This window comes from Sideroxyarcus emersonii (assembly GCF_021654335.1).
GTDB lineage: Bacteria > Pseudomonadota > Gammaproteobacteria > Burkholderiales > Gallionellaceae > Sideroxyarcus > Sideroxyarcus emersonii.
Genome location: NZ_AP023423.1, coordinates 2690837 through 2713863 on the forward strand (window position 1 = coordinate 2690837; position 23027 = coordinate 2713863).

The window sequence follows — 23027 nt, forward strand, 5'->3', positions numbered from 1 at the left end:
CTTTACAGTTTGAAGCCCGACACGGAGCTGTTCAGTTCGGACGCCAGAGCTTCCAGCTGGGAAACCGACGCGTTGGTGCGTTGCGTACTTTGCGAAGTCTGCTCGGTGATCTTCAGAATGTCGCGCATGATGCCCGCCACTTCGCCGGCCATGTCGGTCTGCACCTGCGTGGACACCGAGATGCTGTTCACCAGGTCGGTCAGTTCGCGCGTGGATTTCTCGATCTCGTGCAGCGCCTGACCGGCGGCATCGGACAGGCGCGCACCGTCGACCACGCCCTGGGTGCTTTTTTCCATCGCCACCACCGCATCGTGCGTGTCGGTCTGAATGGTCTTCACCAGCATACCGATCTGCTTGGTCGCCTCGGCGGAACGTTCCGCGAGGCGCTGCACCTCTTCCGCCACCACCGCAAAGCCGCGTCCCGCTTCGCCTGCCGACGCCGCCTGGATCGCCGCGTTCAGCGCCAGCACGTTGGTCTGTTCGGTAATGTCCGAGATCAGGTCCACGATCTCGCCGATCTCCTGCGAGCTTTCGCCCAGCCGCTTGATGCGCTTGGAAGTGTCCTGGATCTGTTCGCGGATGCTGTCCATACTGGACACCGAGTTCTGCACCGCGCGGGTGCCCTGTTCGGTCACCTCCAGCGTACGGCGCGCCACCTCGGAAGATTGCGCCGCGCTGCTGTCGACCTCCTGGATCGATTTCGCCATCAGTTCGACCGCGCCGCCCGCACTGCGGATCTCCGTCGCCTGTTTCTGCGTCGCGACCAGCAGTTCCTTGGTCACGTTACCGGCCTCGCCGGTGGCGCGCGCCACTTGTTGCGAAGCGGAAGTCACGCGCGAAACCAGCTTGCGCAGCTCGTCCGTGGTGTAGTTGACCGAGTCGGCAATGGCGCCGGTGATGTCCTCCGACACCGTCGCCCGGATGGTCAGGTCGCCGTCCGCCAGGTCCGACAGTTCGTTCATCAGCCGCAGAATGGCCTGCTGGTTGTTGCGGTTGGTCTGCCCGGCCTCGTTCTCGCGGCGTTTGGATTCGTCCAGGTAGATCTTGGAAAGCAGCAGCAACAGCAACAGCAACATGCCGCCGGAGAAGAACACCACGAAGCTGGTGAAGCGGCCGGCCGTGGAGCCTTCATAGTTGTTCACCAGGTTCTGCGCTGCCGACAGCAGCTGGTCGCCTTCTTCCTGTACCCGTTGTCCGGCCAGCCGCGAGGTCAGCACATCGCGCGCGTTGGCGGCGATGAAGCCCACCACCGACTGGTAGCCTTCGAAGTCGTCCTTCAGCAACATCACCGTGGCATCGTTCTGCGGCATGTCGTTGAGCAGCGCTTGCGCTTCGGTGATCTTGGGCTCCAGGCCGGGCAAATCTTCCGTCGAGGCGGAGGTCAGCACTAGCTGCACCGCGCTGGTGATCTGCTCGATCAGGCGGTTCAGGCGGTCAGCCTTCTGCGCATAAGCCGGCGTGGCACGTTCGGCAACCTGGTTGGCAAGGTTCAGCATGTCGCGCTGGCCTGCGGCGCCGCGCTGCAGCGTCACCAGCAGCGGGCGGCCCTTTTCCAGGTCGTCCATCAGCGAGCTCATGTGGGTCCAGTGGGCCAGCAGCTGGTTCAGCGGTTCGCGTGCGGGACCTTCGGTGGGAGGGAAATTGGCACTGCCTTTGTCCAGAGTCTCCAGGATGGCGGAGAACTCGGCGCGCGAATCGCTCAGTTCGTCGAATGCGGTCGAATCTCCGGAGAAGCTGGCAGCAGCAGCCTTGGCCAGCCGTTGCGACAGCATCAGCAGCTTGGAGGATTGCGCCACATAGTGCGAACTGTAGGAGGAATCGCGCGAATCGATGTAGGTGAAGGTCGCAGCGGTGAACAGGAAGAACAGCAGCAGGCCGCCCAGTACGCGCAATTGCCGGTCGAACGACTGCTTGCTGAACCACGGGATGCGGATCGTCTTGACCTCTGCCGGCGCGATCTCGCCCTTCTTGGCGAAACTCTGCTGCGGCTTGCGCGACCATTTGAACGGTAACTTGAATGCCATTTCCTAGTCCTCCCGAGCGCAACTCATGCGCCGATTTGTAAAAATTCCGGTTGCTGCAACAGTTGTGCTATCTCCAGCTTGTGCCATACCTGCCCGCTGCCATCCCGCAGCAGTACCTTGCCGTCCTGCTCGGTGCGTTCCCATTCCGTGGCGTTACGCAGCCCCAGCACGCGCGAAACCAGCAAGCCGGCATTGAAAGCGAACTTCTGGCCCAACAGCAGCACGCGGCTCTGCCCCTCATGCGGGATCTCCGCACCGCCGTTGTACAGGCTGATATCCACGATGCTGTATAGATTGCCGCGCACGTTGGCGACGCCGCAATACCATGGTTTGGTCAGCGGCACCCTGGTCAGGGGGGGTGGCGACATCACCTCGTTGATGTCCGCCATGTCGACCAGCCAGGATTCGTCGCCCACCTGCACGCCCAATGTGGAGACACGGCTACCCCCGCCAGCCGCCTGGGCTTGCATCCGGTCCAACACGCTCTGCTGGAATTCGCGCAGGTTGAAACGCTTCGACATGCCGAGCCGTTGCCTAGCCTAATGCAGCGATCTTGCCGAGCAGCTCGTCCGCCACGATCGGTTTCGTGATGTAGTCCTTGGCACCCTGGCGCATGCCCCAGATCTTGTCGGTCTCCTGCCCCTTGGTGGTGCAGATGATGACCGGGATGTGCTGGGTGGCCGGGTCCTGCGTGATCGCGCGGGTGGCCTGGAATCCGTTCAGCCCCGGCATGACCACGTCCATCAGGATCAGGTCGGGCAGCTCGGTTTTGGAGCTCTCCACCGCCTTCTCGCCGCTTTCGGCATACACCACCAGGAAGCCTTTCTTGCCCAGGATATCCCCCAGCACATGGCGTTCCGTTGCGGAATCGTCCACGACCATCACTTTTTTAATTGCCATAATCCATCCCCCTACCTTGTTTGGTTGTATGCATCGTCACTGCTTCGATCAGGCTTTTCTTGCTGAAAGGTTTGGTCAGATACTCGTCGGCTCCGACCAGCTTGCCCCGTGCGCGGTCGAACAGGCTGTCCTTGCTGGTCAGCATGACCACCGGGGTGTCCTTGAATTCGGCGTGGTTCTTGATGAGGGCACAGGTCTGGTAACCATCCAGGCGCGGCATCATGACATCGACGAAGATGATGTCGGGCTTGTTGTCGACCACTTTGGACAGTCCGTCGAAACCGTCCTCGGCCAACACGACTTTGCAACCGGCTTGCGACAGGAATATTTCGCCGCTGCGGCGTATGGTATTGCTGTCGTCAATGAGCACCACACGGATACCAGCAAGACCTTCGCCCACGTTGTCGCCCCTTCCCTGATTGATCCACACCCGCGCTTGCGCGCGGATACCCCCCATATTTCGGATGCTACCGCATTTGTGCTCGAGCGTTCAATGTTTCCTCGCCCCTCAGCGTTTCCAGAACGCCGGCGTGAACAGGATCAGGATGGTAAATATCTCCAGCCGTCCGATCAGCATGGCTGCCGTGCATATCCAGGTCTGGAAATCGCTCAGCACGCCGAAATTGCCGGCCGGGCCGACCACACCGAGACCGGGGCCGGCGTTGTTGATGCAGGCGAGTACCGCGGAAAAGGACGAAATGAAATCCAGCCCGCTGATCAGCAAGGCAAACGTCAGAGTCGCAACGCTGACGAAATACAGGAAGATGAAGCCCAGCACCGCAAACACGATATTGTTGGCCACTACCTGGCCGCCGATCTTCATCGGGTTGATGGCCGCCGGATGCAGCAGCAGCAGGAACTCGCGCCCCGCCTGCTTGACCAGCACCAGGGTGCGGATCATCTTGATGCCGCCCCCGGTGGAACCCGAACTTGCCGTGATGCAGCTGAGGAACAGCATCCACATCGGGGCGAAGATCGGCCACTGATTGAAGTCGGCGCTGGCAAAACCGCAGTCTGTCGCCATCGACACCAGGTTGAAGCTGGCATGCCGCAAAGCCGTCCAGAAACCCGGGTAGACGCCCTGCCACCACAGGAACAGCGCTATCCCGAGGCAGCTGCCCAGTATCAGGCTGACCGTCGCCACCGCCTCGGCATCGTGCAGGTAGATCCGCAGGCTCCTGCCGCGCCAGGCGAGGAAGTGCGTGGCGAAGTTCATCGCCGCCAGCAGCATGAACACGATCAGCACGAACTCGATCGCCGGCGAATCGAAGTAGCCGACGCTGGCGTCATGCGTCGAGAATCCTCCCAGCCCCATCGCGGCGAACGCGTGGCAGACGGCATCCAGCCAGTTCATCCCCGCCAGTTTCAGCGACAGGATGCAGGCCAGCGTGATGCCGGCATATACCAGCCACAGGTTGCGCGCCGTCTCGGTGATACGCGGCGTGAGCGCAGAATCCTTCATCGGCCCCGGTGTCTCCGCCTTGAACAATTGGCGGCCGCCGATGCCGAGCAGCGGCAGCACCGCCACCGCCAGCACGATGATGCCCATGCCGCCCAGCCAGTTCAGTTCGTGCCGCCACAGGTTGATGGCGGGCGGCAGGTGGTCCAGCCCGGTCAGCACGGTTGCGCCCGTGGTGGTGATGCCGGACATGGTCTCGAAATACGCGTCGGTGAACGACAGGCCGTCGATCACCAGCAGCAGCGGGAACGTCGCCACCGCCGGCATCGCGGTCCACATCGCCACCACCAGCAGGTAGCCGTGGCGGATGGACAACTCCCCCCGGTAGCGCCGGGTCGATATCCATAGCAGCACCCCCGTGCCGGCCGTCCACAGCATCGCCAGCAGGAAATCGGTCAGCGTGTCGTCGTGATAGATGAGCGAGGTCAGTACCGGCAGCACATAGCTGATGCTGAACACCACCAGCATCAGCCCCAGTGCGTTGATGACCGTGAGCGCGCGCCCCATCAGAAAAACCCGAGGTTGACCTGGAACAGTTTTTCGACTTTCTTCACCATCCGCTTGTCGACGACGAAAACGATCACATGGTCTTCCGCCTCGATCATCTTGTCGTGATGCCCCATGATGACCTCGCCGCCCCGCACCAGCGCGCCGATGGTCGCGCCCTTGGGCAGCTCGATCTCGTCGATGCGGCGCCCGACCACGCGCGACGATTCGCGATCGCCGTGCGCCACCAGTTCCAGCGCCTCGGCTGCGCCGCGCCGCAGCGAATGGACCGCCGCCACGTCGCCCTGCCGCACATACGCCAGCAAGGAACCGATGGTGACCTGCGCCGGTGACAGCGCGATGTCGATCTTGCCGCCTTGCAGCAGGTCGACGTAGGCGCTGCGATTGATCAGCGCAAGCACCTTGCGTGCGCCGCCCTGCTTGGCCAGCAGGGCGGACATGATGTTGTTCTCGTCATCGTTGGTGAGCGCGCAGAACACGTCGATCTCGCCGACGTTCTCCTGCTGCATCAGCTTCTCGTCCGTACCGTCGCCGTTCAGCACCAGCGTGCTGGTCAGCTCCCCGGCCAGCTTCTGGCAGACCTTCTTGTTGAATTCGATGACCTTGACCTGGTAGTCGCGCTCCAGCGCCTTTGCCAGCCTGCGGCCGATGTTGCCGCCGCCGACGATCATCACGCGCCTGGCCGGCTTGTCCATGCGGCGCATCTCCTTCAGCACGCGGCGGATATTGTCGGATGCGGCGATGAAGAATATCTCGTCGCCGTCCTGCACCACAGTGCTGCCTTCCGGGATGATCGCGCGGTCCTGGCGGAAGATCGCCGCAACGCGGGTCTGCACATGCGGCATGTGGGTGCGCAGGTAGCTCAGCGGCTTGCCCACCAGCAGGCCGCCCTGGAACGCCCGCACCGCGACCAGCGACACCTTGCCGTCGGCGAACTCCAGCACCTGCAGGGCTTCCGGGAACTCGATCAGCTTGGTGATGTAGTCGGTCAGGATCTGCTCGGGACAAATGGAGAAGTCCACACAGAAATTGTCTTTGCTGAACACCGTTTCGCGGTTGAGGTAATCGGTGGTGCGGATGCGGGCGATGCGGGTGGGCGTGTTGTACAGGCTGGATGCCAGCTTGCAGGCGACCAGGTTCACTTCGTCGCTTTGCGTCACCGCCAGCAGCATGTCGGTATCGGCGATGCCCGCCTGTTCGAGCGTGGACGGATGCGCCGCGTTGCCCACCAGCGTGCGCAGATCCAGGCGATCCTGCAGCAGGCGCAGCTTCCCGGCGTCCGAATCGACCACGGTGATGTCATTGGCTTCCCCGACCAGATTCTCCGCCACCGTCGAGCCGACCTGCCCGGCTCCCAGGATCAGGATCTTCACGCCTTGCTACTCCGCCTGCCGCGCACGCTCATTCCTTCCACTTGATGGAACAGCCCATGCTGGCGATCTGCTCGCGCGGACCCTGCCCGGTCTTCGCCACTTGCAGCATGGCGTTGAACAGGTCGCGCGGCGCGTCCGGCACCGCCTCCTTGCGCGACGCATCCAGGCGGCCGCGGTATTGCAGCTCCAGATTGGCATTGAAGCCGAAGAAATCCGGCGTGCACACGGCACCGTAATCCTTGGCGATCTGCTGCGTCTCGTCCCACACGTAAGGGAACGGGTAGTTGTACTGCCGCGCCACCAGCTTCATGTTGTCGAACGAGTCCTCGGCGTAGTCGGCGGGATCGTTGGACATGATGGCGATGCTGTTGATGCCGTGCTGCTGCAGTTCGAGCGCGTCGCGGATGATGCGGTCACGGATCGACTTGACGTAAGGGCAGTGGTTGCAGATGAACATCACCAGCAAACCGTTCTTGCCGCGCGCGCTTTCCAGCGTGTGGCGCTTGCCATCCACGCCCAGCAAGTCGAACGGACGGGCCTTCCAGCCGAAATCGCAAAGGGGGGGTTGCAGACTGACCATGGTTTTTTCCTCCTTAAACACCTGCGTTATTGTTCTGGACAATATATTATCACGCCCGTCCCGACGCCCTTACCCGCCATGTCTGCGCCAAGATTCTATTGCCCGCCGCCGCTGCCCCTGAGCACCAACTACGAGTTGCCGCCCGAAGCCGCCCATCATGCCAGCCGCGTGTTGCGCCTGCGTGTCGGCGATGCGGTGCAGATCTTCGACGGTCTCGGCAATGCGCTCGATGCCACCATCAACTCGATCCAGGGCAAGCATGTGGTGCTCGGCAACCTGCAGACCTTCATGGGCCAGCAGGAGACCGGCCTGCACATCGTGCTCGCCCAGGCCATGAGTACGAGCGAGAAAATGGATTGGGTGGTGCAGAAAGCCACCGAACTGGGCGCGGCCGAAATCGTGCCGGTGCAGACGCAGCGCAGCGTGGCGAAGCTGTCCGGCCCGCGCGCCGAAAAACGCACCGAACATTGGCGCAACGTCGCCGTCTCCGCCTGCGAGCAATGCGGGCGCAACGTCTTGCCGCAGTTGCATGCACCGCAAGACCTGGCTGCCTGGCTGCACGCCGAGCGCCAGCAACCCGGCGGCAAATTCATCCTGCTGCCGGGCGGCGCAAGCAACCTGCAGAACCAGCCCAGGCCGCAAGGACGCGCTACACTGCTGATCGGGCCGGAGGGCGGCTTCACCGCCGACGAGGCCAACATCGCCCAGCAAGCCGGATTCGCCCCCATCCTGCTGGGTCCGCGCGTACTGCGTACCGAGACCGCCGCCATCGCCGGCATCGCCGCACTGCAGACGCTGTGGGGGGATTTCAACTGACTCTGAAAGGAAGCTGCCATGCCTTACGTCAACATCCGCATCGCCGGTATTCTCAGCCGCGAACAGAAAGCCAGGATCGCAGAAGAAATCACCGACACCCTGGAGCGCATCGCGCACAAACCGAAGTCGTATACCTATATCGCCTTCGACGAGCTGCCGGACGAGAACTGGGCGATTGCGGGCAAGCTGCTCGACGAAGAGTAACGCCTTGCCGCACCGATCATCCGCATGATTTGAAATATAATGCCCGTGCCCGAATCTTGCGCCTCTCCACCGAATTGAGGAGTTAACCGAACACCATGCCAGTCGCCCCCGCCAGCTCTTCTCCGGAATTCGTCGCCTGGTTCCGCTCCGTAGCGCCGTACATCAACGCCTTTCGCGGCAAGACCTTCGTGATCGCCTTTGGCGGCGAGGTGGTGGCCGACGGCAAGTTCCTCGAACTGACGCACGATTTCAACCTGCTTGCTTCTCTGGGCATCCGCCTGGTGCTGGTGCATGGCGCGCGTCCGCAGATCGAACAGCGGCTGGTGCAGAGCAACATCGAAGGCAGCTATCACCACGGCATCCGGCTCACCGATGCCGAGACGATGCAGTGCGTGAAGGAAGCGGTCGGCCGCGTACGCGTGGAGATCGAGGCGCTGCTGTCCCTGGGCCTGGCAAATTCGCCGATGGCCAACGCCGACATCCGCGTGGCCGGCGGCAACTTCATCACCGCCCAGCCCATCGGCGTGATCAACGGCGTGGACCTGATGCACACCGGCTGCGTGCGCAAGGTGGATGTCGCCGCGCTGAAGGACCGCATGGAATTCGGCGAAGTGGTGCTGCTGTCGCCGCTGGGCTATTCCCCCACAGGCGAAGTGTTCAACCTGACGCTGGAAGACGTCGCCACCGCCACCGCCATCGCGCTCGACGCGGACAAGCTGATCTTCCTGACCGATACCGATGGTGTGCACGACAAGGAAGGCGCGCTGCTGAAGGAACTGACCATCGCCGAGGCCGGCAAGATCCTGTCCGGCAGGCGCAAGCTGCCGGACGATGTGGGCCTGTTCCTGCCCTGCGCCGTGCGCGCCTGCGAGGCCGGGGTGGCACGCACCCACCTGGTCAGCCGCCACGCCGACGGCGCCCTGTTGCAGGAATTGTTCAGCGACGAAGGCATCGGCACCATGGTGGTGGAAAGCACCCTCAACACCCTGCGCGACGCGACCATCAAGGATGTCGGCGGCATCCTGCAGCTGCTGCAGCCGCTGGAAGCCGAAGGCATCCTGGTGCGGCGCTCGCGCGAACTGCTGGAACGCGAGATCGGGCGCTTCGTGGTGCTGGAACACGGCCACCGCATCATCGGCTGCGCCGCGCTGTACCCCTTCGCTGACGAGAAGGCGGCCGAACTGGCCTGCCTCGCCATCCAGCCGGCCTACCGCAACCACGGCTACGGCGACATCCTGCTCAAGCACATCGCTGCCCGGGCGCAGGCCCTGAAGCTGCAAAAACTGTTCGTGCTGACCACGCGCACGGCGCACTGGTTCATCGAGCGCGGCTTCAAGGAGGTCGACGTGGAACAGCTGCCGGCACAGAAAAAATCGCTGTACAACTACCAGCGCCGCTCCAAGGTCTTCGTCAGATCGCTGCGCTAGGCCGGAAGGCGGGCGTGCACGGCTTTCCGTGCCGGCCCGCTGGATTTGGGCGGGGATTCACGGTAATGTCATATTCTTCAAACATACTCACGGAGTGAACTACATCATGGCAAGAACAGTACAGTGCGTAAAACTCGGCCGCGAGGCGGAAGGGCTGGATCGCCCTCCCTATCCCGGTGCGCTGGGTCAGCGCATCTTCGACAGCGTATCGAAGGAAGCCTGGCAGGGCTGGATCAAGTTCCAGACCATGCTGGTGAACGAGAACCGCCTCAACCTCGCCGATGCCAAGGCGCGCAAATACCTGGCCGAGCAGATGGAGAATTATTTCTTCGGCGCAGGTACCCAGATGCCGACAGGATACGTTCCTCCGAAAAACTGAATCACCGCTGACCCGTCAGCGCGCTGACGAACCCGCTCATGGCAAAGACCTTCCCGACGCAAAACTTCCTCAACCGCGAATTAGGCCTGCTCGAATTCAACCGGCGCGTGCTGGCGCAGGCAGAAGACGCGTCGGTGCCCTTGCTGGAGCGGCTGAGATACCTGTGCATCGTCAGCAGCAACCTGGACGAGTTCTTCGAGATCCGGGTCGCCGGACTGAAGGAACAGGCCAAGCTGGGCGGCCTCGCGGCCGGCCCCGACGGGCTGGAAGCAACCCAGATCCTCAAGCGCCTGTATGCCCCGACGCACCAGCTGATCGCGCGGCAGTACCAGCTGTTCAACGAAGAACTGGTGCCGGCACTCGCGCAACAGGGCATCAAGTTCCTGCGCCGCACGCAATGGAACGAGGCACAGCAGGCCTGGGTGAAGGACTTCTTCATGCGCGAGGTAATGCCAGTGCTGACGCCGATCGGGCTCGATCCGGCGCATCCGTTCCCGCGCGTGCTCAACAAGAGCCTGAATTTCGCCGTCGAGCTGCAAGGCAAGGACGCCTTCGGGCGCAATTCGGCCAAGGCCATCGTGCAGGCGCCGCGCGTTTTGCCGCGCGCCATCCTGATGCCGCCGGAAATCTCCGGCTGCCCGTACGGTTTCGTGTTCCTCTCCTCCATCCTGCACGCGCATGTCGGCGAGCTGTTTGCTGGCATGGAAGTGCAAGGCTGTTACCAGTTCCGCGTGACCCGCAACAGCGATCTGTTCGTGGACGAGGAGGAAGTGAAGAACCTGCGCGTCAGCCTGCAGGGCGAATTGCCGCAACGCCACTTCGGCGATGCTGTGCGGCTGGAGGTCGCCGACAACTGCCCGCCCGCCATGTCGGAGTTCCTGCTGCAGCAGTTCGAACTGAAGGCGGAAGACCTGTACAGCGTGAAAGGCCCGGTCAACCTGGTGCGCCTGATGCGCATCCCGGACCAGGTGGCGCGCGACGACCTCAAGTTCGCGCCTTTCGTGCCGGGCATGCCGGTTCTGCTGCAGAAAAAGGGCGCGGACATGTTCAAGGTGCTGCGCAAGAACGACGTGCTGCTGCACCATCCCTACCAGTCGTTCAAGCCGGTGATCGATTTCATCCAGCAGGCTGCCGCCGACCCGAACGTGGTGGCCATCAAACAGACGGTGTACCGCACCGGGGTCGATTCCGAACTGATGGAAGCGCTGATCGCCGCCGCGATGCGCGGCAAGGAAGTCACCGTGGTGGTGGAACTGCTGGCGCGCTTCGACGAGGAAGCCAACATCAACTGGGCCGGCCGCCTGGAAGAGGTGGGCGCGCATGTGGTGTACGGCGTGGTCGGGCACAAGACCCACGCCAAGATGCTGATGATCGTGCGGCGCGAGGACAACAAGCTGCGCCGTTATGTGCACCTGGGCACCGGCAACTATCATCCGCGCACTGCCAGGCTGTATACCGACTTCGGCCTGTTCACCAGCAACGAAGAGGTCTGTGCCGACGTGAACCAGGTGTTCATGCAGCTCACCGGCCTGGGCAAGGCGAGCAAGCTGAAACACCTGTGGCAATCGCCGTTCACCCTGCATACCAGCATACTGGATGCGATCCGCAACGAGACCCGGCTGGCCAAGGCCGGCAAGCGCGCCCACATCATCGCCAAGATGAATTCGCTGCTGGAGCCGGAGACCATCACCGCGCTGTATGAAGCCTCACAGGCCGGCGTGAAGATCGACCTCATCGTGCGCGGCGTGTGCGCCCTGCGGCCGGGTGTCGCCGGGCTGTCCGAGAACATCCACGTGATCTCCATCATCGGCCGGTTCCTCGAGCACACGCGCATATTCTATTTCCGCAACGACCTGGCGCACGATGTCTACCTGGCCAGCGCCGACTGGATGGACCGCAATTTCTTCCGGCGCATCGAGGTGTGCTTCCCCGTGCTCGACGAGAAGCTCAAGAAGCGCGTGCTGGACGAGGGATTGAAGAGCTACCTGAAAGACAATGTACAAGCGTGGGAGATGGACTGCAACGGCTTCTGGCATCGCAAGACGCCGGCCCGCGGCGCGGCATCCTGCGCCCAGAATCTGTTGCTGCAGGAGCTGGGACAACTGCAGGCAGTCGAGGAAGACTAACCTTTCTTCGGGCGCCCGGTCTTGATCTTTTCCAGCCCGGAGATGGCGCGCTTCAATTGCGCGGCACTCACCTTGTTCAGGGTCTGCAGGCTGGCGCGCAGCAATTCGCTCTTCTTCACATGCAGCCCGGCCTTGAGCGCCTTCTGCTTCAGCGCTGCAATCAATTCGTAATCGCTTTGCGGCATAGTGAAACTGTCGCGCACCACCTTCACCTTGGCGTCGGCTTTCTTTTCTTTTTTCTGTTTTCTCTCGGGCTTGGTGGCAGTCTTTGCCGGGACAGCTTTGCGGGCGACAGCAGGCTTCCTGGCAGCGGGTTTGCGCGGGGCGGTTCTGGTCATATCGATCTCCCTGAGTGAGTGTGGCGAATTCAGTATATACGGTATATCCTGCCATCCGATAGTGTAATAAACGGGAGAGCGGTGAAGATGGAATTGATTCTGTGGCGACATGCCGAGGCTGCTGAAGGTGTTCCGGACAGCTCGCGTCCGCTCACCGACAAGGGGCGGCGGCAAGCCGAGCACATGGCCCGATTCCTCAACGAGCGCCTGCCGCAAGGAACGCGCATCTTGGTCAGTCCGGCGGTGCGGGCGCAGCAGACCGCCGCCGCACTCAACAAGGGTTTCATCACCGCACCCAACCTCGGCGTGCATGCCACCCCGCAAACGGCGATCGCCACCGCCGGCTGGCCGATGGCTGGCGGCGCGGCCCTGCTGGTCGGGCATCAGCCCTGGATGGGCGAACTCGCCTCGCTGCTGATGACGGGACATGCTGATTACTGGAGCATCAAGAAGGGGGCCATCTGGTGGTTCAGCCGGCGTGAACGCGAAGGCGATTTCCAGACCGTATTGCGCCTCGTCATTGCACCGGATCAACTGTAGCTCTGAAAGGAGATGTCATGTTTGAATCAGCCGAGCTCGGACACAAGATTGACAAGGCGACCTACGACAAGGAAGTGCCGAAGCTGCGCGAAGCGCTGCTGGATGCACAATTCGATCTGGCGGAGAAAGCGAGATTTCCGGTCATCATCCTGGTCGGCGGGGTGGACGGCGCGGGACGCGGCGAGACCGTGAACCTGCTGAACGAATGGATGGACCCGCGTTTCATCCAGACCCACGGCATGGGCGAACCCTCCGACGAAGAGATGGAGCGCCCCATGATGTGGCGCTTCTGGCGCGCCCTGCCGCCCAAGGGCAAGATCGGCGTGTTCCTCGGCTCATGGTACACGTGGCCGATCCTGAACCGGGCCATGGGCAGGACCAAGGCCGCCGAACTCGACCAGAGCCTGGAGCGTGCCAAGCGCCTGGAGAAGATGCTGACCGACGAAGGCGCGCTCATCATCAAGTTCTGGCTGCACCTGTCCAAGGAGAAGCAGGAAGCCCGCCTGCGGGCGCTGGAGAAGAATCCCAAGACGCGCTGGCGCGTCACCAAACGCGACTGGGAACGCTTCAAGCGCTACGACAAGTTCCTCACCATCCACGAGAGCGTCATCCGCCACACCAGCACCGCCGAATCGCCGTGGATCGTGGTCGAAGGTGCGGACGCGCGCTACCGTAGCCTGACCATCGGCAAGGTCATCCTGGAAGCGCTGCGCAAACGCCTGGCCGAGGCCGAGAAAAAGAAGGAGACGGCGATCCGCGCTGCACCGTTGTTGCCGCCCATCGACAAGCTGAACATCCTCGAGACGCTCGACCTCACCCAGAAGCTGGAGAAGAAGAAATTCGAGGCCGAGCTGGAAAAATACCAGGGCAAGCTGGCGCTGCTGACCCGGCATGAGAAATTCAAGGACATCACCGTCATCGCGGTCTTCGAGGGCAACGATGCCGCCGGCAAGGGCGGCAGCATCCGCCGCATCGCCAGCGCGCTCGAAGCCCGCCAGTACCAGATTGTCCCCATCGCCGCGCCGACCGAGGAAGAGCGCGCGCAACCCTATCTGTGGCGCTTCTGGCGGCACATCCCGCGCAAGGGCCGCGTCACCATCTTCGACCGTTCATGGTACGGGCGCGTACTGGTCGAACGGGTGGAGAAGTTCTGTTCCGAGGCCGACTGGATGCGCGCCTACGGCGAGATCAACGACTTCGAGGCACAACTGGTGCGCCACCAGACCGTGGTGGTGAAGTTCTGGCTGTCGATCAGCAAGGAAGAGCAGCTGCGCCGCTTCAAGGAACGCGAGAAGATCGGCTTCAAGCGCTTCAAGATCACCGAGGAGGATTGGCGCAACCGGGAAAAGTGGGATGCCTATGAACAGGCGGTCGGCGACATGGTCGACCGCACCAGCACCGAGGCGGCACCGTGGACGCTGGTGGAAGCCAACGACAAGAACTTCGCCCGCATCAAGATACTCAAGACCTTGTGCCAGCGCATCGAAGCGGCCATGAAGCAGCTCTAGACGTTGCGGTCAGTTGCAGAGCTCGCCCTCTTTCGGGTCGAACAGCCGCGCAAATTCGGTCGGGTGCCCGGTCAGGACCTTGACGCAATCGCCCGCCTTGTAATGCTTGTAGCTCATCACCTCGATGCGCTCGCTGGTGTTCAGCGGCTGCACCGTGAAGCGGTTCGCGCCGTAAGCGACTTGCGGCGGTTCCTTGCGCCGGTCGCGCCCGCCCAGGCCGGTGCCCGCACCGATCATCATCCCGCCGAAACCGCCGCCGGTACCCACGCCGATGCCGATACCGAAGCCGACCCCGCTGTCGCCAGGCGGCAGCGTCTTGGCGGCTTCCTTGCGCTCCGCATCGGTGAACACATGCACATCCACCACCTTTGCCAGCTTCACGTAGCGCGTATCGTCTTCCAGTTTGGGCGTGCTCTGGCAGGCCGCCAGCAAGGGCAACAGCCCCAGGACCAATATCTTCTTCATCGTCTTTCTTTCATCGCACTTGCACGACATCAAGCCTGCTGCACCAGCACATAGGGCCTGACCACCACCGCCCAGACATCGGCATCGGCCTCATACCAAGCCAGCGCCTGCGCGTCGGGAACGCGGGCGAGCTGCCCCCTCTGCATCCATTCCAGCACCTGCGCCTTGTTGTCTTCGGAGATCTGGAACGCCACCTCGACCAGGTCGAGTTCGGCGCCGACCAGGATCGCCGAGCCGCTGGCAAAGAAGCGCTGCAATTCCTTCCACGCGATGCGCGCGGTCTCCAGATTCACGCTGGCGCGTTTGAAGTCTTGCGGGTTCAGGGTGGTCATGTTCCGGTTTCTTGTTCCTTGATCGCCTGCATCAGGGCATCCAGCGAGGATCGCAATGCTTGCGCAATTTTAACATCCGCCATGATGAAGTCCTCACTCACCTTATTGCTGAAAAGCTGCAATGTGACCGAAGCCGGTTCGACGACATTTGCCGTCATCATGGCCAGCGTTTCCTTCAGCAAGGCGGGCGCCCAGGTCGAACGCTCGAACAGGTTGATCAAGGCGACCGGCTTGTTCACGAACTCCCCGCTCGCCACCACCCAGTCCAGCGCATTCTTGAAAGCCCCCGGCAAGCCATGGGCATATTCCGGACAGGCGATCAGGACTCCGTCCGCATCCCGCAGCCGCCTGCGCAGATCGAGCACCGATGCCGCTTCCCGCCCTTCCAGGTCGGGATTGAAATGCGGCAGGTCAGCCAGCCCCTCGTAGATATGGATCTGCGCGTCATCCGGCGTGAGCGTAGCTGCCATCCGCAGCACAGCGCTGTTGAGCGAGGCGGCGCGCAGACTGCCCGAGATGGCAAGGAGCCGGTATTTCCGCATCGGCTTGACCGAACCGTGACCGCCCTAAAGCTCCGGGCCGATCAGGTAATTGTCTTTCACCCTCATGTAATGCTCGGCGGAATAGCGCAGGTAGGCGATCTCCTCTTTCGTCAGTGCGCGCACCGCCTTGGCCGGGCGGCCCATGTAGAGCATGCCGCTCTCCAGCGTCTTGCCGGGCGAGACCAGGCTGCCGGCGCCGATCATCACATGGTCGGGGATCACCACATCGTCCATGATGATCGAGCCCATGCCGATCAGGCACTCGTTGCCAATGCGGCAGCCATGCACGATCACCGAATGGCCCACCGTCACGTAGTCGCCGATGATCAGCGGCGACCCTTCCGGCTTCTCCGGCACGTGGTGCGACACATGGCCCATGCTCAGGTCCTGAATGTTGGTCCCGCGCCCGATCACGATGCGGTTCACATCGCCGCGCAGCACCGCGTTGCACCAGATGGAGGCGTCATCACCGATCTTCACGTCGCCGATGACCTGGCAGGAAGGATGCAGATAGACGCGTTCGCCGAGGATGGGGGAGGTTTTTAGATATTGAGAGATAGGCATAATGACTTATGTTGACTTACTCGTTTTCGATTTACGAACATCCCTTACAGAAACTCGTGGAGTGCCTTCGCCCGACATCTCAAACAATTCTGTCGCACTGACCAATTTACTAAATGTTGTATATCCGTAATTTCGTGGGTCAAATGATGCTTGATTGGAAATGTGATTACGAACCAATGACAACAACGCCCATCCATCATCACCTTGCGCGGCATCAACAGCATTCCTCAATAAACTTACTAGACGAGTATCTTGGCGCAGTTTAGCTGGTGGTACCTTTATCGGGGTTGCTGGTTTTGAAGGTGTTTCTGCCTGCAGGTTACCCGCAGCATCAACGGGAATCTCTTGACCTATTTTGTCCAAATCTAAAAATTGGGAACAAGCATCTACAAAGGGCTCTGGAGTTTTGCTTGCACCAAAACCAAATACCTTTGCTCCGCGCTCCTTGATGTGTAAAACAAGCGGTGTGAAGTCGCTGTCTGAAGATACTATGGCAAATGCATCCGGTTTCTCCGTATACAGGAGGTGCATAGCATCAATGCACAAACTCATATCGGTAGCGTTCTTGCCTTTCGTGTAATCAAACTGCTGCATAGGTCGAATAGCAAAAGGATGAAGTGCAGCTTCCCATCCTTTTAATTCCGTTTTTTTCCAATTGCCATAAGCCCTTCGAATATTCACAACTCCCACCTTCGCAAGTTCGGCTAATACAACTTCGATTTTCGCTGCCGGGGAATTGTCAGCATCAATTAACAACGCGATACGTATTTCATGACGCAAACTTCCTTCGTTGGTCATAACAGTCTCCACTCCATCTTCTCCCCCGCTCTCAGCGGCACGAGCCGATGCTCGCCAAATCCCACCGATGCAGGTACTTCCCACTCTTCGCGGCGTAGCGTGATGGTCTCCTTGTTGCGCGGCAGGCCGTAGTAGTCGGCGCCATGGAAGCTGGCAAAAGCTTCCAGTTTGTCCAGCGCGCCTGCCGCTTCGAACGCTTCGGCATACAGCTCGATGGCGTTATGTGCGGTGTAGCAGCCGGCGCAGCCGCAGGCGTTCTCCTTGGTGTGCTGCGCGTGCGGGGCGCTGTCGGTGCCGAGGAAGAATTTCCTGCTGCCGCTGGTGGCGGCTTTCACCAGTGCTTCGCGGTGTGTTTCGCGTTTCAATATCGGCAGGCAGTAGAAGTGCGGGCGGATGCCGCCGACCAGCATGGCGTTGCGGTTGTACAGCAGGTGCTGCGGGGTGAGCGTGGCGGCGATGGTGTCGGGTGCGCTGGCGACGAACTGCGCGGCGTCTTTGGTGGTGATGTGCTCGAACACCACGCGCAGGCCGGGCAGGTCTTTCAGCAGCGGTTGCATGACGCGCTCGATGAACACGGCCTCGCGGTCGAAGATGTCGATGTCGGGGCTGGTCACTTCGCCGTGCACCAGCAGCGGCATGCCGCAGCGCTGCATCTCTTCCAGCGCAGCGTAGGTCTTGCGCAGGTCGGTGACGCCCGCATCGGAGTTGGTGGTGGCCCCGGCCGGATAAAGCTTCACAGCATAGACGTAGCCCGTAAGTCTAGCGAGAGCAATTTCTGATGATGGGGTGTTATCAGTAAGGTACAGCGTCATCAGCGGCTCGAACTTCATGCCTTGCGGCAGCGCTTTAAGAATGCGTTCGCGGTAGGCCACGGCCTGCGCGGTGGTGGTCACCGGCGGACGCAGGTTGGGCATGACGATGGCGCGGGCAAATTGCCGTGCGGTGTCGGGCAGCACCGAAGCCATCAGCGCTTCGTCGCGCAGGTGCAGGTGCCAATCGTCGGGACGGGTCAGGGTCAGTGTTTTCATGCCCTGCATTCTAACAGTTGGCAGGGCATGTGATTAAAGCGGGAAGCTACTTGCGGCCGGCAACCCATTGCGCGGTGGCTTCCGCCACCCGCTTGCCGAACTGCCTGGCAGTCTCCAGGTCGCCCGGCAGCATCTCGTCCGGCGAGGCGTCGGACGGGGAAACCGACATCGCGCCGCCGAACGAACCGACGTAGTTCACGTCGTTGCGCTGTGCGGCCTTGCTGTTGGAAGGCATCATGCCGGTACCGACCCAGATCATGCTGTGCTGCATGGCGAGGGTGAAGATGTAGTGCAGGGTGGAAAGCTTGTCGCCGTTCATGGTGGCGGAATTGGTGAAGCCGGCGGCGATCTTGTTCTTCCATTTCTGCGAGAACCACGGCTTGGACGAAGCGTCGGCGAATTTCTTGAACTGCCAGCTGACCATGCCCATGTAGGTCGGCGAGCCCATGATGATGGCGTCGGCCGCATCCAGCGTCGCCCATTCTGCTTCGCTCAGGTTGCCTTCGGAACTGATCGCCATGAGTATCGCGTTGGCCCCTGTTGCCACGGCCTGCGCCTGTCTTGCTGTATGTCCGTAACCGCTGTGATAGACCACGACAATGTTTGGCATGTAGCCCTCCCCGAATAGTTGTTGGTGCGGCCAGCGTACCCACTTCATTCCTGGATGGCAACCGCGCGACAGGGTCGATTATTCAGCTGCGGCCTTGAGTGCCAGCGCGCGCTGGTAGAGCTCGTTCTTGTTCGCGCCGGTGACCTTTACCGCCAGCTGCACCGCCTGTTTCAGCGGCAGTTCTTCCAGCAGCAGCACCAGCGTGCGCTCGGCTTCTGCATCCAGCCCCTCGCGCGCCACCGCGCCCGCGACCAGCAGCACGAATTCGCCGCGCTGGTTGTTGGAATCACTGTTCAGCCACTCCAGCGCCTCGCCGAGCTTGCAGCGGTGGATGCTTTCGAACAGCTTGGTGACCTCGCGTGCGAACACGATCTCGCGCTCGGCGCCGAACACGGCCTGCAGGTCCGCCGTGCATTCCAGGATGCGGTGCGGCGCTTCGTAGAACACCAGCGTGTAAGGGTGCTCCGCCAGCCCTTGCAGCGCGCTGCGCCGTGCGCCGGGCTTGTTCGGCAGGAAGCCGTAGAACAGGAAATGCGGCGCGCTCAGCCCGGAGGCGGAGAGGGCGGCAACGGCGGCGCTCGCGCCCGGGATGGGGATCACGCGGAAACCCGCCGCCCGCACCGCTTCCACCAGCACCGCGCCGGGATCGCTCACCGCCGGTGTCCCGGCGTCGGTCACCAGCGCCACGTTCTGACCCTGCTGGAGCAGGGCGATGACTTTCTCCGCCGCACCGCGTTCGTTGTGCTGGTGCAGCGCCAGCAGGCGCGCATCGGCTATGCCGTGGTGTTGCAGCAGGTGCCGGGTGTTGCGGGTGTCTTCGGCCGCGATGGTGTCGGCTGCGCCGAGTACCTCCAGCGCCCGCAGGGTGATGTCACTTAGATTTCCAATCGGGGTGGCGACTACATATAATGCGCATTCCAATTTTTGCCTGGTCTCGATATGCAACGTTTCGCCTCGCTTCTCGCACTTGCTTCCCTGTTGATCGGGTCACTATACGTGAGCGCCCCGGCAGGCGCCACTCCGGACACTTCCGGTTCCGCCGTTGCCGCTGCAGCCACCCTTCCCGTCACTGCGGCGATGGCCGCTTCTGCGCCCGCTGCCGCACCGAGCGCAGCCCCCGTACCGCATATCGCCCTGTTGCTGCCGCTGAAATCGCCCTATTACGCCAAGGCCGCCGATGCCGTGCGTCAGGGCTTCCTGGCTGCAGCCAGCAAGGAAGTGCACAGCCTGCCGGTGCGCGTCTATCCCTGCACCGACGAGACCACCGAAGTGGTCGCGCTGTACCAGCAAGCCCTGGCCAATGGCGCGATGGCCGTGGCCGGACCGCTGACCCGCAGCGGCGTCGCCGCGCTGGCCGCAAACCCGTCGCTGACAACGCCGACCCTGGCGATGAATCTGATGGACGGTACCCGCACCGACCATCTGTATTTCTTCGGTCTGCCGGCCGAGACCGAAGCGCGCCAGGCCGCGCAGCGTGCGACCGCCGCCGGCCTGCTCAGCGCCACCGTGGTTTCGACCAACACCGCCCTGTCCAAACGCCTGGCGCAGGCGTTCTCCGAGGAGTGGCAGCGTGCGGGTGGCATCCTGCAGCCCGAGATCGTCTATTACGGCGATACGACCCCGCTGAAAGAGCTGCCCCAGGATCCGGGCACGTCGGTGTTCCTCGCAGCCGAGGCTGACCAGGCGCGCCTGCTGCGTCCCTACATCAATTCGTCGATCCCGGTCTATGCCACTTCGCAGGTGTTTACGGGCAACGCCAATACGCTGGCCAACTACGACCTGGCCGATGTGCGTTTCTACGACATGCCGTGGATGCTGCAGCCCGACCATCCGGCCGTGATGATCTACCCGCGTGCGGTGCCGGCCTTGTCGCCCGACATGGACAGGCTGTACGCGCTGGGCATCGATGCCTATCGCCTGCTGCAGATGCTGTACGAGCATGACCCTGCGAACACGCTGCCGCTGGACGGCGTCACCGGCAAGATCACGCAGAACGGGCATATCTTCCAGCGCGAGGGGATCCTCGCCGTCATGCGCCAGGGACAGGCCGTCCCGGTGGACAGCAAGTCGCGCCCATGAAACCCGGCGTTCAGGCCGAACAGCTTGCTGCACAGTTTTTGCAACAACACGGCCTGAAACTGCTCGACGCCAACTACCGTTGCCGCTTCGGCGAGATCGACCTGATCCTGCGGGATGGAGAAACCCTGGTGTTCGCCGAGGTACGCAAGCGCAGCAGCAGCGATTTCGGCGGCGCGGCGGCCAGCATAGACCGGCGCAAGCAGCAGCGCCTGATCCTGACCGCACAGCATTACATCGCCTCGTCGCCGGGCGACCGGCCCTGCCGTTTCGATGCCGTGCTGCTGGATGCCGGCGACCGGATCGAGTGGGTCAAAAATGCTTTTGAGCTTTAAGGTAATATTAGCCCCTGTCATTCACTTCATTTTTTTACCATGACCCTGACAACCCGCATCGGCAAACACTTCGACGACAGCGCACAGCTCAAGCTGCAAAGCAAGAAGGTCCTCGCACAACCCATTGCTGACGCCGCCCAGGCGATGGTCACCTGCCTGATGAACGACGGCAAGATCCTGGTTTGCGGGAACGGCGGTTCGGCTGCCGATTCGCAGCATTTCGCCGCCGAATTGATCAACCGTTTCGAGGTAGAGCGCCCCGGACTGGCCGCCATTGCGCTGACCACCGACAGCTCGGTGCTGACCTCCATCGCCAACGATTACGATTACGTGCAGATCTTCTCCAAGCAGGTGCGCGCGCTGGGCATGGACGGCGATGTGCTGCTCGCCATCTCCACCAGCGGCAACTCGCCCAGCGTGGTGGAAGCCGTGCAGGCGGCGCATGAACGCAACATGCCGGTGGTGGCCCTGACCGGTCGCGACGGCGGTGTGATCACCTCCATCCTGCGCGCCGACGATTTCCACATCTGCGTCCCGGCCAAGAGCACGGCACGCATCCAGGAGGTGCACCTGCTGGTGCTGCACTGCCTGTGCGACCTGATCGATCACCTGATTCTGGGAGGGGAATGATGCGTTACTGTTTCTTGTTGCTGGCCGGGCTGCTGGTTCCGTTGCAGGGCTGCGTCACACCGGTGGTGGCTGCCGGGGTCGGTGCCGGCGCTGCCGCCATGAGCGCCGACGCGGACCGCCGCACCACGGGCACCATCGTCGAGGACGACTCGATCGAGAGCAAGGCGCAGAAGCGCATCGAGGAGAAGTACAAGGACACCGCGCATGTCAGCGTGACCGCGTATAACCGCTTTGCCCTCGTCACCGGCTCCGCGCCGAGCGAAGATGCGAAGATGGACATCGAGCGCATCGTCGGCAGCATCCCCAACGTCAAGGGCATCGCCAACGAACTGCTGGTTGGCAGCGCTGCCGCCAACAAGACTTCGAGCAGCGGTGATGCACGCATCACGGCCAACGTGAAGATCCGCTTCGTGCGCAGCAAGGCCCTCAAGGCGGACAGCGTGAAAGTGGTGACGGAGAACAGCGTGGTATACCTGATGGGCCTGGTCACCCGTGCCGAAGCCGATGCCGCTTCGGACATCGCCAGCACCACTGCGGGTGTACAAAAAGTCGTGCGCGTATTCGAGTACATAGACTGAAGTGAAATATCCCGCCCCCAGCTTCGAGAGCAAGATCTGCACGGCTGAAGAACTCGCCGCCAGGGTCGCGCTGTTGCCTCGCCCGCTGGTCTTCACCAACGGCTGCTTCGACGTGCTGCACCGCGGCCACGTCACTTACCTGGCGCAGGCGCGCGCGCTGGGGTTCTCGCTCATCGTCGGCGTCAACAGCGATGCCTCAGTGAAGCGCCAGGGCAAGGGCGACGACCGCCCGATCAATGCCGAGCAGGACCGCATGGCGGTGCTGGCCGCACTGGAATCGGTGAGCCTGGTGGTGAAGTTCGACGAGGATACCCCGCTCAACCTCATCCTCGCCTGCAAGCCCGACGTGCTGGTAAAGGGCGGCGACTGGAAACCGGCGAACATCGTCGGCAGCAAGGAAGTGACCATCTGGGGCGGCACGGTGCACAGCATTCCTTTCCTGCACGAACGCTCCACCACCGCATTACTTAAAAAGATACGTTCGCTATGATACCCACCGAGATCACCCTGCATCAGCAATCCAGAGTACTGGAGATCGCCTTCGAGGACGGCGCGCGCTACAAGCTGCCGTTCGAGTTCCTGCGCGTGTATTCACCTTCGGCCGAAGTGCGCGGCCACGGCCCGGGGCAAGAAGTCCTGCAAGTCGGCAAGCGCAACGTGCTGCTCACCGACATCGAGCCGGCCGGCAGCTACGCCATCAAGCTGACCTTCGACGACGGTCACGACAGCGGCCTGTACACCTGGGAATATCTGTATGAACTGGGCAAGTATCACGATGCCATGTGGCACGATTACCTGACCAGGCTGGAAGCCGCCGGCGCTTCGCGCGATTGAGCTCAATTAACATCCGTTCGCCCAGAGCCTGATGGAACTGCTAACCATTCGACC

29 protein-coding genes are annotated in these 23027 nt (G+C 62.1%); 13 read left to right on the forward strand and 16 right to left on the reverse strand.

The genetic code is table 11. The features are described 5' to 3' along the window. Positions 1-2 precede the first annotated feature (2 nt). From L6418_RS13145 to L6418_RS13175, 7 genes are read right to left on the reverse strand one after another with little or no spacing between them, the layout of a single operon-like run. On the reverse strand, positions 3-2024 hold the full coding sequence (locus tag L6418_RS13145; protein WP_237247379.1) for a methyl-accepting chemotaxis protein: 2022 nt from the start codon (positions 2022-2024) through the stop codon (positions 3-5). Between the two features lie 23 nt (positions 2025-2047). Next, positions 2048-2545, reverse strand: a complete 498-nt coding sequence (locus L6418_RS13150; protein ID WP_237247380.1) for a chemotaxis protein CheW — start codon at positions 2543-2545, stop codon at positions 2048-2050. Between the two features lie 13 nt (positions 2546-2558). Further along, positions 2559-2924 (reverse strand): PleD family two-component system response regulator, encoded by a 366-nt coding sequence (locus L6418_RS13155; protein ID WP_237247381.1) that lies wholly within the window; start codon positions 2922-2924, stop codon positions 2559-2561. Beyond that, a complete protein-coding gene (locus L6418_RS13160) occupies positions 2914-3381 on the reverse strand; it encodes a PleD family two-component system response regulator (RefSeq protein WP_269807816.1) in 468 nt (155 codons plus the stop codon). The genes L6418_RS13155 and L6418_RS13160 overlap by 11 nt, the downstream gene beginning before the upstream one ends. Before the next feature lie 51 nt (positions 3382-3432). Beyond that, entirely contained in the window at positions 3433-4890 is a 1458-nt protein-coding gene (locus L6418_RS13165) for a TrkH family potassium uptake protein (RefSeq protein ID WP_237247382.1), read from the reverse strand. Next, on the reverse strand, positions 4890-6263 hold the full coding sequence (gene trkA / locus L6418_RS13170) for a Trk system potassium transporter TrkA (protein WP_237247383.1): 1374 nt from the start codon (positions 6261-6263) through the stop codon (positions 4890-4892). The genes L6418_RS13165 and trkA overlap by 1 nt, the downstream gene beginning before the upstream one ends. A gap of 28 nt (positions 6264-6291) precedes the next feature. Continuing rightward, entirely contained in the window at positions 6292-6843 is a 552-nt protein-coding gene (locus tag L6418_RS13175; protein WP_237247384.1) for a thioredoxin family protein, read from the reverse strand. Positions 6844-6921: 78 nt separating this feature from the next. Between L6418_RS13175 and L6418_RS13180 the strand changes: the two genes are divergently transcribed. The 5 genes from L6418_RS13180 (at position 6922) to ppk1 (ending at position 11795) form a co-directional block, all read left to right on the forward strand. After that, on the forward strand, positions 6922-7659 hold the full coding sequence (locus L6418_RS13180) for a 16S rRNA (uracil(1498)-N(3))-methyltransferase (protein ID WP_237247385.1): 738 nt from the start codon (positions 6922-6924) through the stop codon (positions 7657-7659). Positions 7660-7677: 18 nt separating this feature from the next. Further along, the gene (locus tag L6418_RS13185) at positions 7678-7863 is read left to right on the forward strand and encodes a 4-oxalocrotonate tautomerase family protein (RefSeq protein WP_237247386.1); all 186 of its coding nucleotides are present in this window, start codon (positions 7678-7680) and stop codon (positions 7861-7863) included. A 95-nt stretch (positions 7864-7958) separates the two neighbouring features. Then, on the forward strand, positions 7959-9290 hold the full coding sequence (gene argA, locus L6418_RS13190) for an amino-acid N-acetyltransferase (protein WP_237247387.1): 1332 nt from the start codon (positions 7959-7961) through the stop codon (positions 9288-9290). Between the two features lie 106 nt (positions 9291-9396). After that, positions 9397-9669: an oxidative damage protection protein gene (locus tag L6418_RS13195; protein ID WP_237247388.1), complete on the forward strand. Its 273-nt coding sequence runs from the start codon at positions 9397-9399 to the stop codon at positions 9667-9669. Between the two features lie 38 nt (positions 9670-9707). Beyond that, positions 9708-11795, forward strand: coding sequence for a polyphosphate kinase 1 (ppk1, locus tag L6418_RS13200; RefSeq protein WP_237247389.1), 2088 nt, complete (start codon positions 9708-9710; stop codon positions 11793-11795). On the opposite strand, the gene L6418_RS13205 is transcribed toward ppk1, so the two are convergent. Beyond that, the gene (locus L6418_RS13205; RefSeq protein ID WP_237247390.1) at positions 11792-12133 is read right to left on the reverse strand and encodes a hypothetical protein; all 342 of its coding nucleotides are present in this window, start codon (positions 12131-12133) and stop codon (positions 11792-11794) included. The two genes, ppk1 and L6418_RS13205, sit on opposite strands and share 4 nt — an antisense overlap. An 87-nt stretch (positions 12134-12220) precedes the next feature. Here L6418_RS13205 and L6418_RS13210 point away from each other — a divergent pair, with 87 nt between their 5' ends. Next, on the forward strand, positions 12221-12673 hold the full coding sequence (locus L6418_RS13210) for a histidine phosphatase family protein (RefSeq protein ID WP_237247391.1): 453 nt from the start codon (positions 12221-12223) through the stop codon (positions 12671-12673). A 17-nt stretch (positions 12674-12690) separates the two neighbouring features. Beyond that, positions 12691-14181: a polyphosphate:AMP phosphotransferase gene (gene pap, locus L6418_RS13215; protein ID WP_237247392.1), complete on the forward strand. Its 1491-nt coding sequence runs from the start codon at positions 12691-12693 to the stop codon at positions 14179-14181. A 9-nt stretch (positions 14182-14190) separates the two neighbouring features. On the opposite strand, the gene L6418_RS13220 is transcribed toward pap, so the two are convergent. The 8 genes from L6418_RS13220 to rsmI form a co-directional block, all read right to left on the reverse strand. After that, positions 14191-14646 (reverse strand): hypothetical protein, encoded by a 456-nt coding sequence (locus L6418_RS13220; protein WP_237247393.1) that lies wholly within the window; start codon positions 14644-14646, stop codon positions 14191-14193. Positions 14647-14675: 29 nt separating this feature from the next. Further along, positions 14676-14978, reverse strand: coding sequence for a DUF2288 domain-containing protein (locus L6418_RS13225; RefSeq protein ID WP_237247394.1), 303 nt, complete (start codon positions 14976-14978; stop codon positions 14676-14678). After that, on the reverse strand, positions 14975-15520 hold the full coding sequence (locus tag L6418_RS13230; protein WP_237247395.1) for an NADPH-dependent FMN reductase: 546 nt from the start codon (positions 15518-15520) through the stop codon (positions 14975-14977). Before L6418_RS13230 ends, L6418_RS13225 begins: the two co-directional genes overlap by 4 nt. Positions 15521-15544: 24 nt before the next feature. Next, positions 15545-16084: a gamma carbonic anhydrase family protein gene (locus L6418_RS13235; protein WP_237247396.1), complete on the reverse strand. Its 540-nt coding sequence runs from the start codon at positions 16082-16084 to the stop codon at positions 15545-15547. Between the two features lie 6 nt (positions 16085-16090). Then, positions 16091-16882 (reverse strand): NYN domain-containing protein, encoded by a 792-nt coding sequence (locus L6418_RS13240; RefSeq protein ID WP_237247397.1) that lies wholly within the window; start codon positions 16880-16882, stop codon positions 16091-16093. After that, positions 16879-17910: a dihydroorotase gene (pyrC, locus tag L6418_RS13245; RefSeq protein ID WP_237247398.1), complete on the reverse strand. Its 1032-nt coding sequence runs from the start codon at positions 17908-17910 to the stop codon at positions 16879-16881. Before pyrC ends, L6418_RS13240 begins: the two co-directional genes overlap by 4 nt. A 46-nt stretch (positions 17911-17956) precedes the next feature. Beyond that, the gene (locus L6418_RS13250; protein WP_237247399.1) at positions 17957-18520 is read right to left on the reverse strand and encodes a flavodoxin family protein; all 564 of its coding nucleotides are present in this window, start codon (positions 18518-18520) and stop codon (positions 17957-17959) included. Positions 18521-18598: 78 nt separating this feature from the next. Next, positions 18599-19441 (reverse strand): 16S rRNA (cytidine(1402)-2'-O)-methyltransferase, encoded by an 843-nt coding sequence (rsmI, locus tag L6418_RS13255; RefSeq protein WP_237247400.1) that lies wholly within the window; start codon positions 19439-19441, stop codon positions 18599-18601. Positions 19442-19516: 75 nt separating this feature from the next. Between rsmI and L6418_RS13260 the strand changes: the two genes are divergently transcribed. The 6 genes from L6418_RS13260 to L6418_RS13285 are packed head-to-tail and all read left to right on the forward strand — an operon-like array spanning position 19517 to position 22973. After that, complete coding sequence (locus L6418_RS13260; protein WP_237247401.1) at positions 19517-20599, forward strand: penicillin-binding protein activator; 1083 nt, start codon at positions 19517-19519, stop codon at positions 20597-20599. Next, positions 20596-20931 carry a YraN family protein gene (locus L6418_RS13265; protein ID WP_237247402.1) on the forward strand — a complete coding sequence of 112 codons (336 nt, stop codon included), beginning with the start codon at positions 20596-20598 and terminating at the stop codon, positions 20929-20931. Before L6418_RS13260 ends, L6418_RS13265 begins: the two co-directional genes overlap by 4 nt. 39 nt (positions 20932-20970) lie before the next feature. Next, on the forward strand, positions 20971-21561 hold the full coding sequence (locus tag L6418_RS13270; RefSeq protein ID WP_237247403.1) for a phosphoheptose isomerase: 591 nt from the start codon (positions 20971-20973) through the stop codon (positions 21559-21561). After that, the gene (locus L6418_RS13275; protein WP_237247404.1) at positions 21558-22139 is read left to right on the forward strand and encodes a BON domain-containing protein; all 582 of its coding nucleotides are present in this window, start codon (positions 21558-21560) and stop codon (positions 22137-22139) included. Before L6418_RS13270 ends, L6418_RS13275 begins: the two co-directional genes overlap by 4 nt. 1 nt (position 22140) lies before the next feature. Then, positions 22141-22629 (forward strand): D-glycero-beta-D-manno-heptose 1-phosphate adenylyltransferase, encoded by a 489-nt coding sequence (gene rfaE2, locus L6418_RS13280; protein ID WP_237247405.1) that lies wholly within the window; start codon positions 22141-22143, stop codon positions 22627-22629. After that, the gene (locus tag L6418_RS13285) at positions 22626-22973 is read left to right on the forward strand and encodes a gamma-butyrobetaine hydroxylase-like domain-containing protein (protein WP_237247406.1); all 348 of its coding nucleotides are present in this window, start codon (positions 22626-22628) and stop codon (positions 22971-22973) included. Before rfaE2 ends, L6418_RS13285 begins: the two co-directional genes overlap by 4 nt. The last annotated feature ends 54 nt before the right edge of the window (positions 22974-23027 follow it).

What these genes read in the sequence shown, in the direction of transcription:
- L6418_RS13145 (WP_237247379.1), bottom strand. Translation starts at nt 2,024, where the DNA reads ATGGCATTCAAGTTACCGTTCAAATGGTCGCGCAAGCCGCAGCAGAGT.
- L6418_RS13150 (WP_237247380.1), bottom strand. Translation starts at nt 2,545, where the DNA reads ATGTCGAAGCGTTTCAACCTGCGCGAATTCCAGCAGAGCGTGTTGGAC.
- L6418_RS13155 (WP_237247381.1), bottom strand. Translation starts at nt 2,924, where the DNA reads ATGGCAATTAAAAAAGTGATGGTCGTGGACGATTCCGCAACGGAACGC.
- L6418_RS13160 (WP_269807816.1), bottom strand. Translation starts at nt 3,381, where the DNA reads ATGGGGGGTATCCGCGCGCAAGCGCGGGTGTGGATCAATCAGGGAAGG.
- L6418_RS13165 (WP_237247382.1), bottom strand. Translation starts at nt 4,890, where the DNA reads ATGGGGCGCGCGCTCACGGTCATCAACGCACTGGGGCTGATGCTGGTG.
- L6418_RS13175 (WP_237247384.1), bottom strand. Translation starts at nt 6,843, where the DNA reads ATGGTCAGTCTGCAACCCCCCCTTTGCGATTTCGGCTGGAAGGCCCGT.
- L6418_RS13180 (WP_237247385.1), top strand. Translation starts at nt 6,922, where the DNA reads ATGTCTGCGCCAAGATTCTATTGCCCGCCGCCGCTGCCCCTGAGCACC.
- L6418_RS13185 (WP_237247386.1), top strand. Translation starts at nt 7,678, where the DNA reads ATGCCTTACGTCAACATCCGCATCGCCGGTATTCTCAGCCGCGAACAG.
- argA (WP_237247387.1), top strand. Translation starts at nt 7,959, where the DNA reads ATGCCAGTCGCCCCCGCCAGCTCTTCTCCGGAATTCGTCGCCTGGTTC.
- L6418_RS13195 (WP_237247388.1), top strand. Translation starts at nt 9,397, where the DNA reads ATGGCAAGAACAGTACAGTGCGTAAAACTCGGCCGCGAGGCGGAAGGG.
- ppk1 (WP_237247389.1), top strand. Translation starts at nt 9,708, where the DNA reads ATGGCAAAGACCTTCCCGACGCAAAACTTCCTCAACCGCGAATTAGGC.
- L6418_RS13205 (WP_237247390.1), bottom strand. Translation starts at nt 12,133, where the DNA reads ATGACCAGAACCGCCCCGCGCAAACCCGCTGCCAGGAAGCCTGCTGTC.
- L6418_RS13210 (WP_237247391.1), top strand. Translation starts at nt 12,221, where the DNA reads ATGGAATTGATTCTGTGGCGACATGCCGAGGCTGCTGAAGGTGTTCCG.
- pap (WP_237247392.1), top strand. Translation starts at nt 12,691, where the DNA reads ATGTTTGAATCAGCCGAGCTCGGACACAAGATTGACAAGGCGACCTAC.
- L6418_RS13220 (WP_237247393.1), bottom strand. Translation starts at nt 14,646, where the DNA reads ATGAAGAAGATATTGGTCCTGGGGCTGTTGCCCTTGCTGGCGGCCTGC.
- L6418_RS13225 (WP_237247394.1), bottom strand. Translation starts at nt 14,978, where the DNA reads ATGACCACCCTGAACCCGCAAGACTTCAAACGCGCCAGCGTGAATCTG.
- L6418_RS13230 (WP_237247395.1), bottom strand. Translation starts at nt 15,520, where the DNA reads ATGCGGAAATACCGGCTCCTTGCCATCTCGGGCAGTCTGCGCGCCGCC.
- L6418_RS13235 (WP_237247396.1), bottom strand. Translation starts at nt 16,084, where the DNA reads ATGCCTATCTCTCAATATCTAAAAACCTCCCCCATCCTCGGCGAACGC.
- L6418_RS13240 (WP_237247397.1), bottom strand. Translation starts at nt 16,882, where the DNA reads ATGACCAACGAAGGAAGTTTGCGTCATGAAATACGTATCGCGTTGTTA.
- pyrC (WP_237247398.1), bottom strand. Translation starts at nt 17,910, where the DNA reads ATGAAAACACTGACCCTGACCCGTCCCGACGATTGGCACCTGCACCTG.
- L6418_RS13250 (WP_237247399.1), bottom strand. Translation starts at nt 18,520, where the DNA reads ATGCCAAACATTGTCGTGGTCTATCACAGCGGTTACGGACATACAGCA.
- L6418_RS13265 (WP_237247402.1), top strand. Translation starts at nt 20,596, where the DNA reads ATGAAACCCGGCGTTCAGGCCGAACAGCTTGCTGCACAGTTTTTGCAA.
- L6418_RS13270 (WP_237247403.1), top strand. Translation starts at nt 20,971, where the DNA reads ATGACCCTGACAACCCGCATCGGCAAACACTTCGACGACAGCGCACAG.
- L6418_RS13275 (WP_237247404.1), top strand. Translation starts at nt 21,558, where the DNA reads ATGATGCGTTACTGTTTCTTGTTGCTGGCCGGGCTGCTGGTTCCGTTG.
- L6418_RS13285 (WP_237247406.1), top strand. Translation starts at nt 22,626, where the DNA reads ATGATACCCACCGAGATCACCCTGCATCAGCAATCCAGAGTACTGGAG.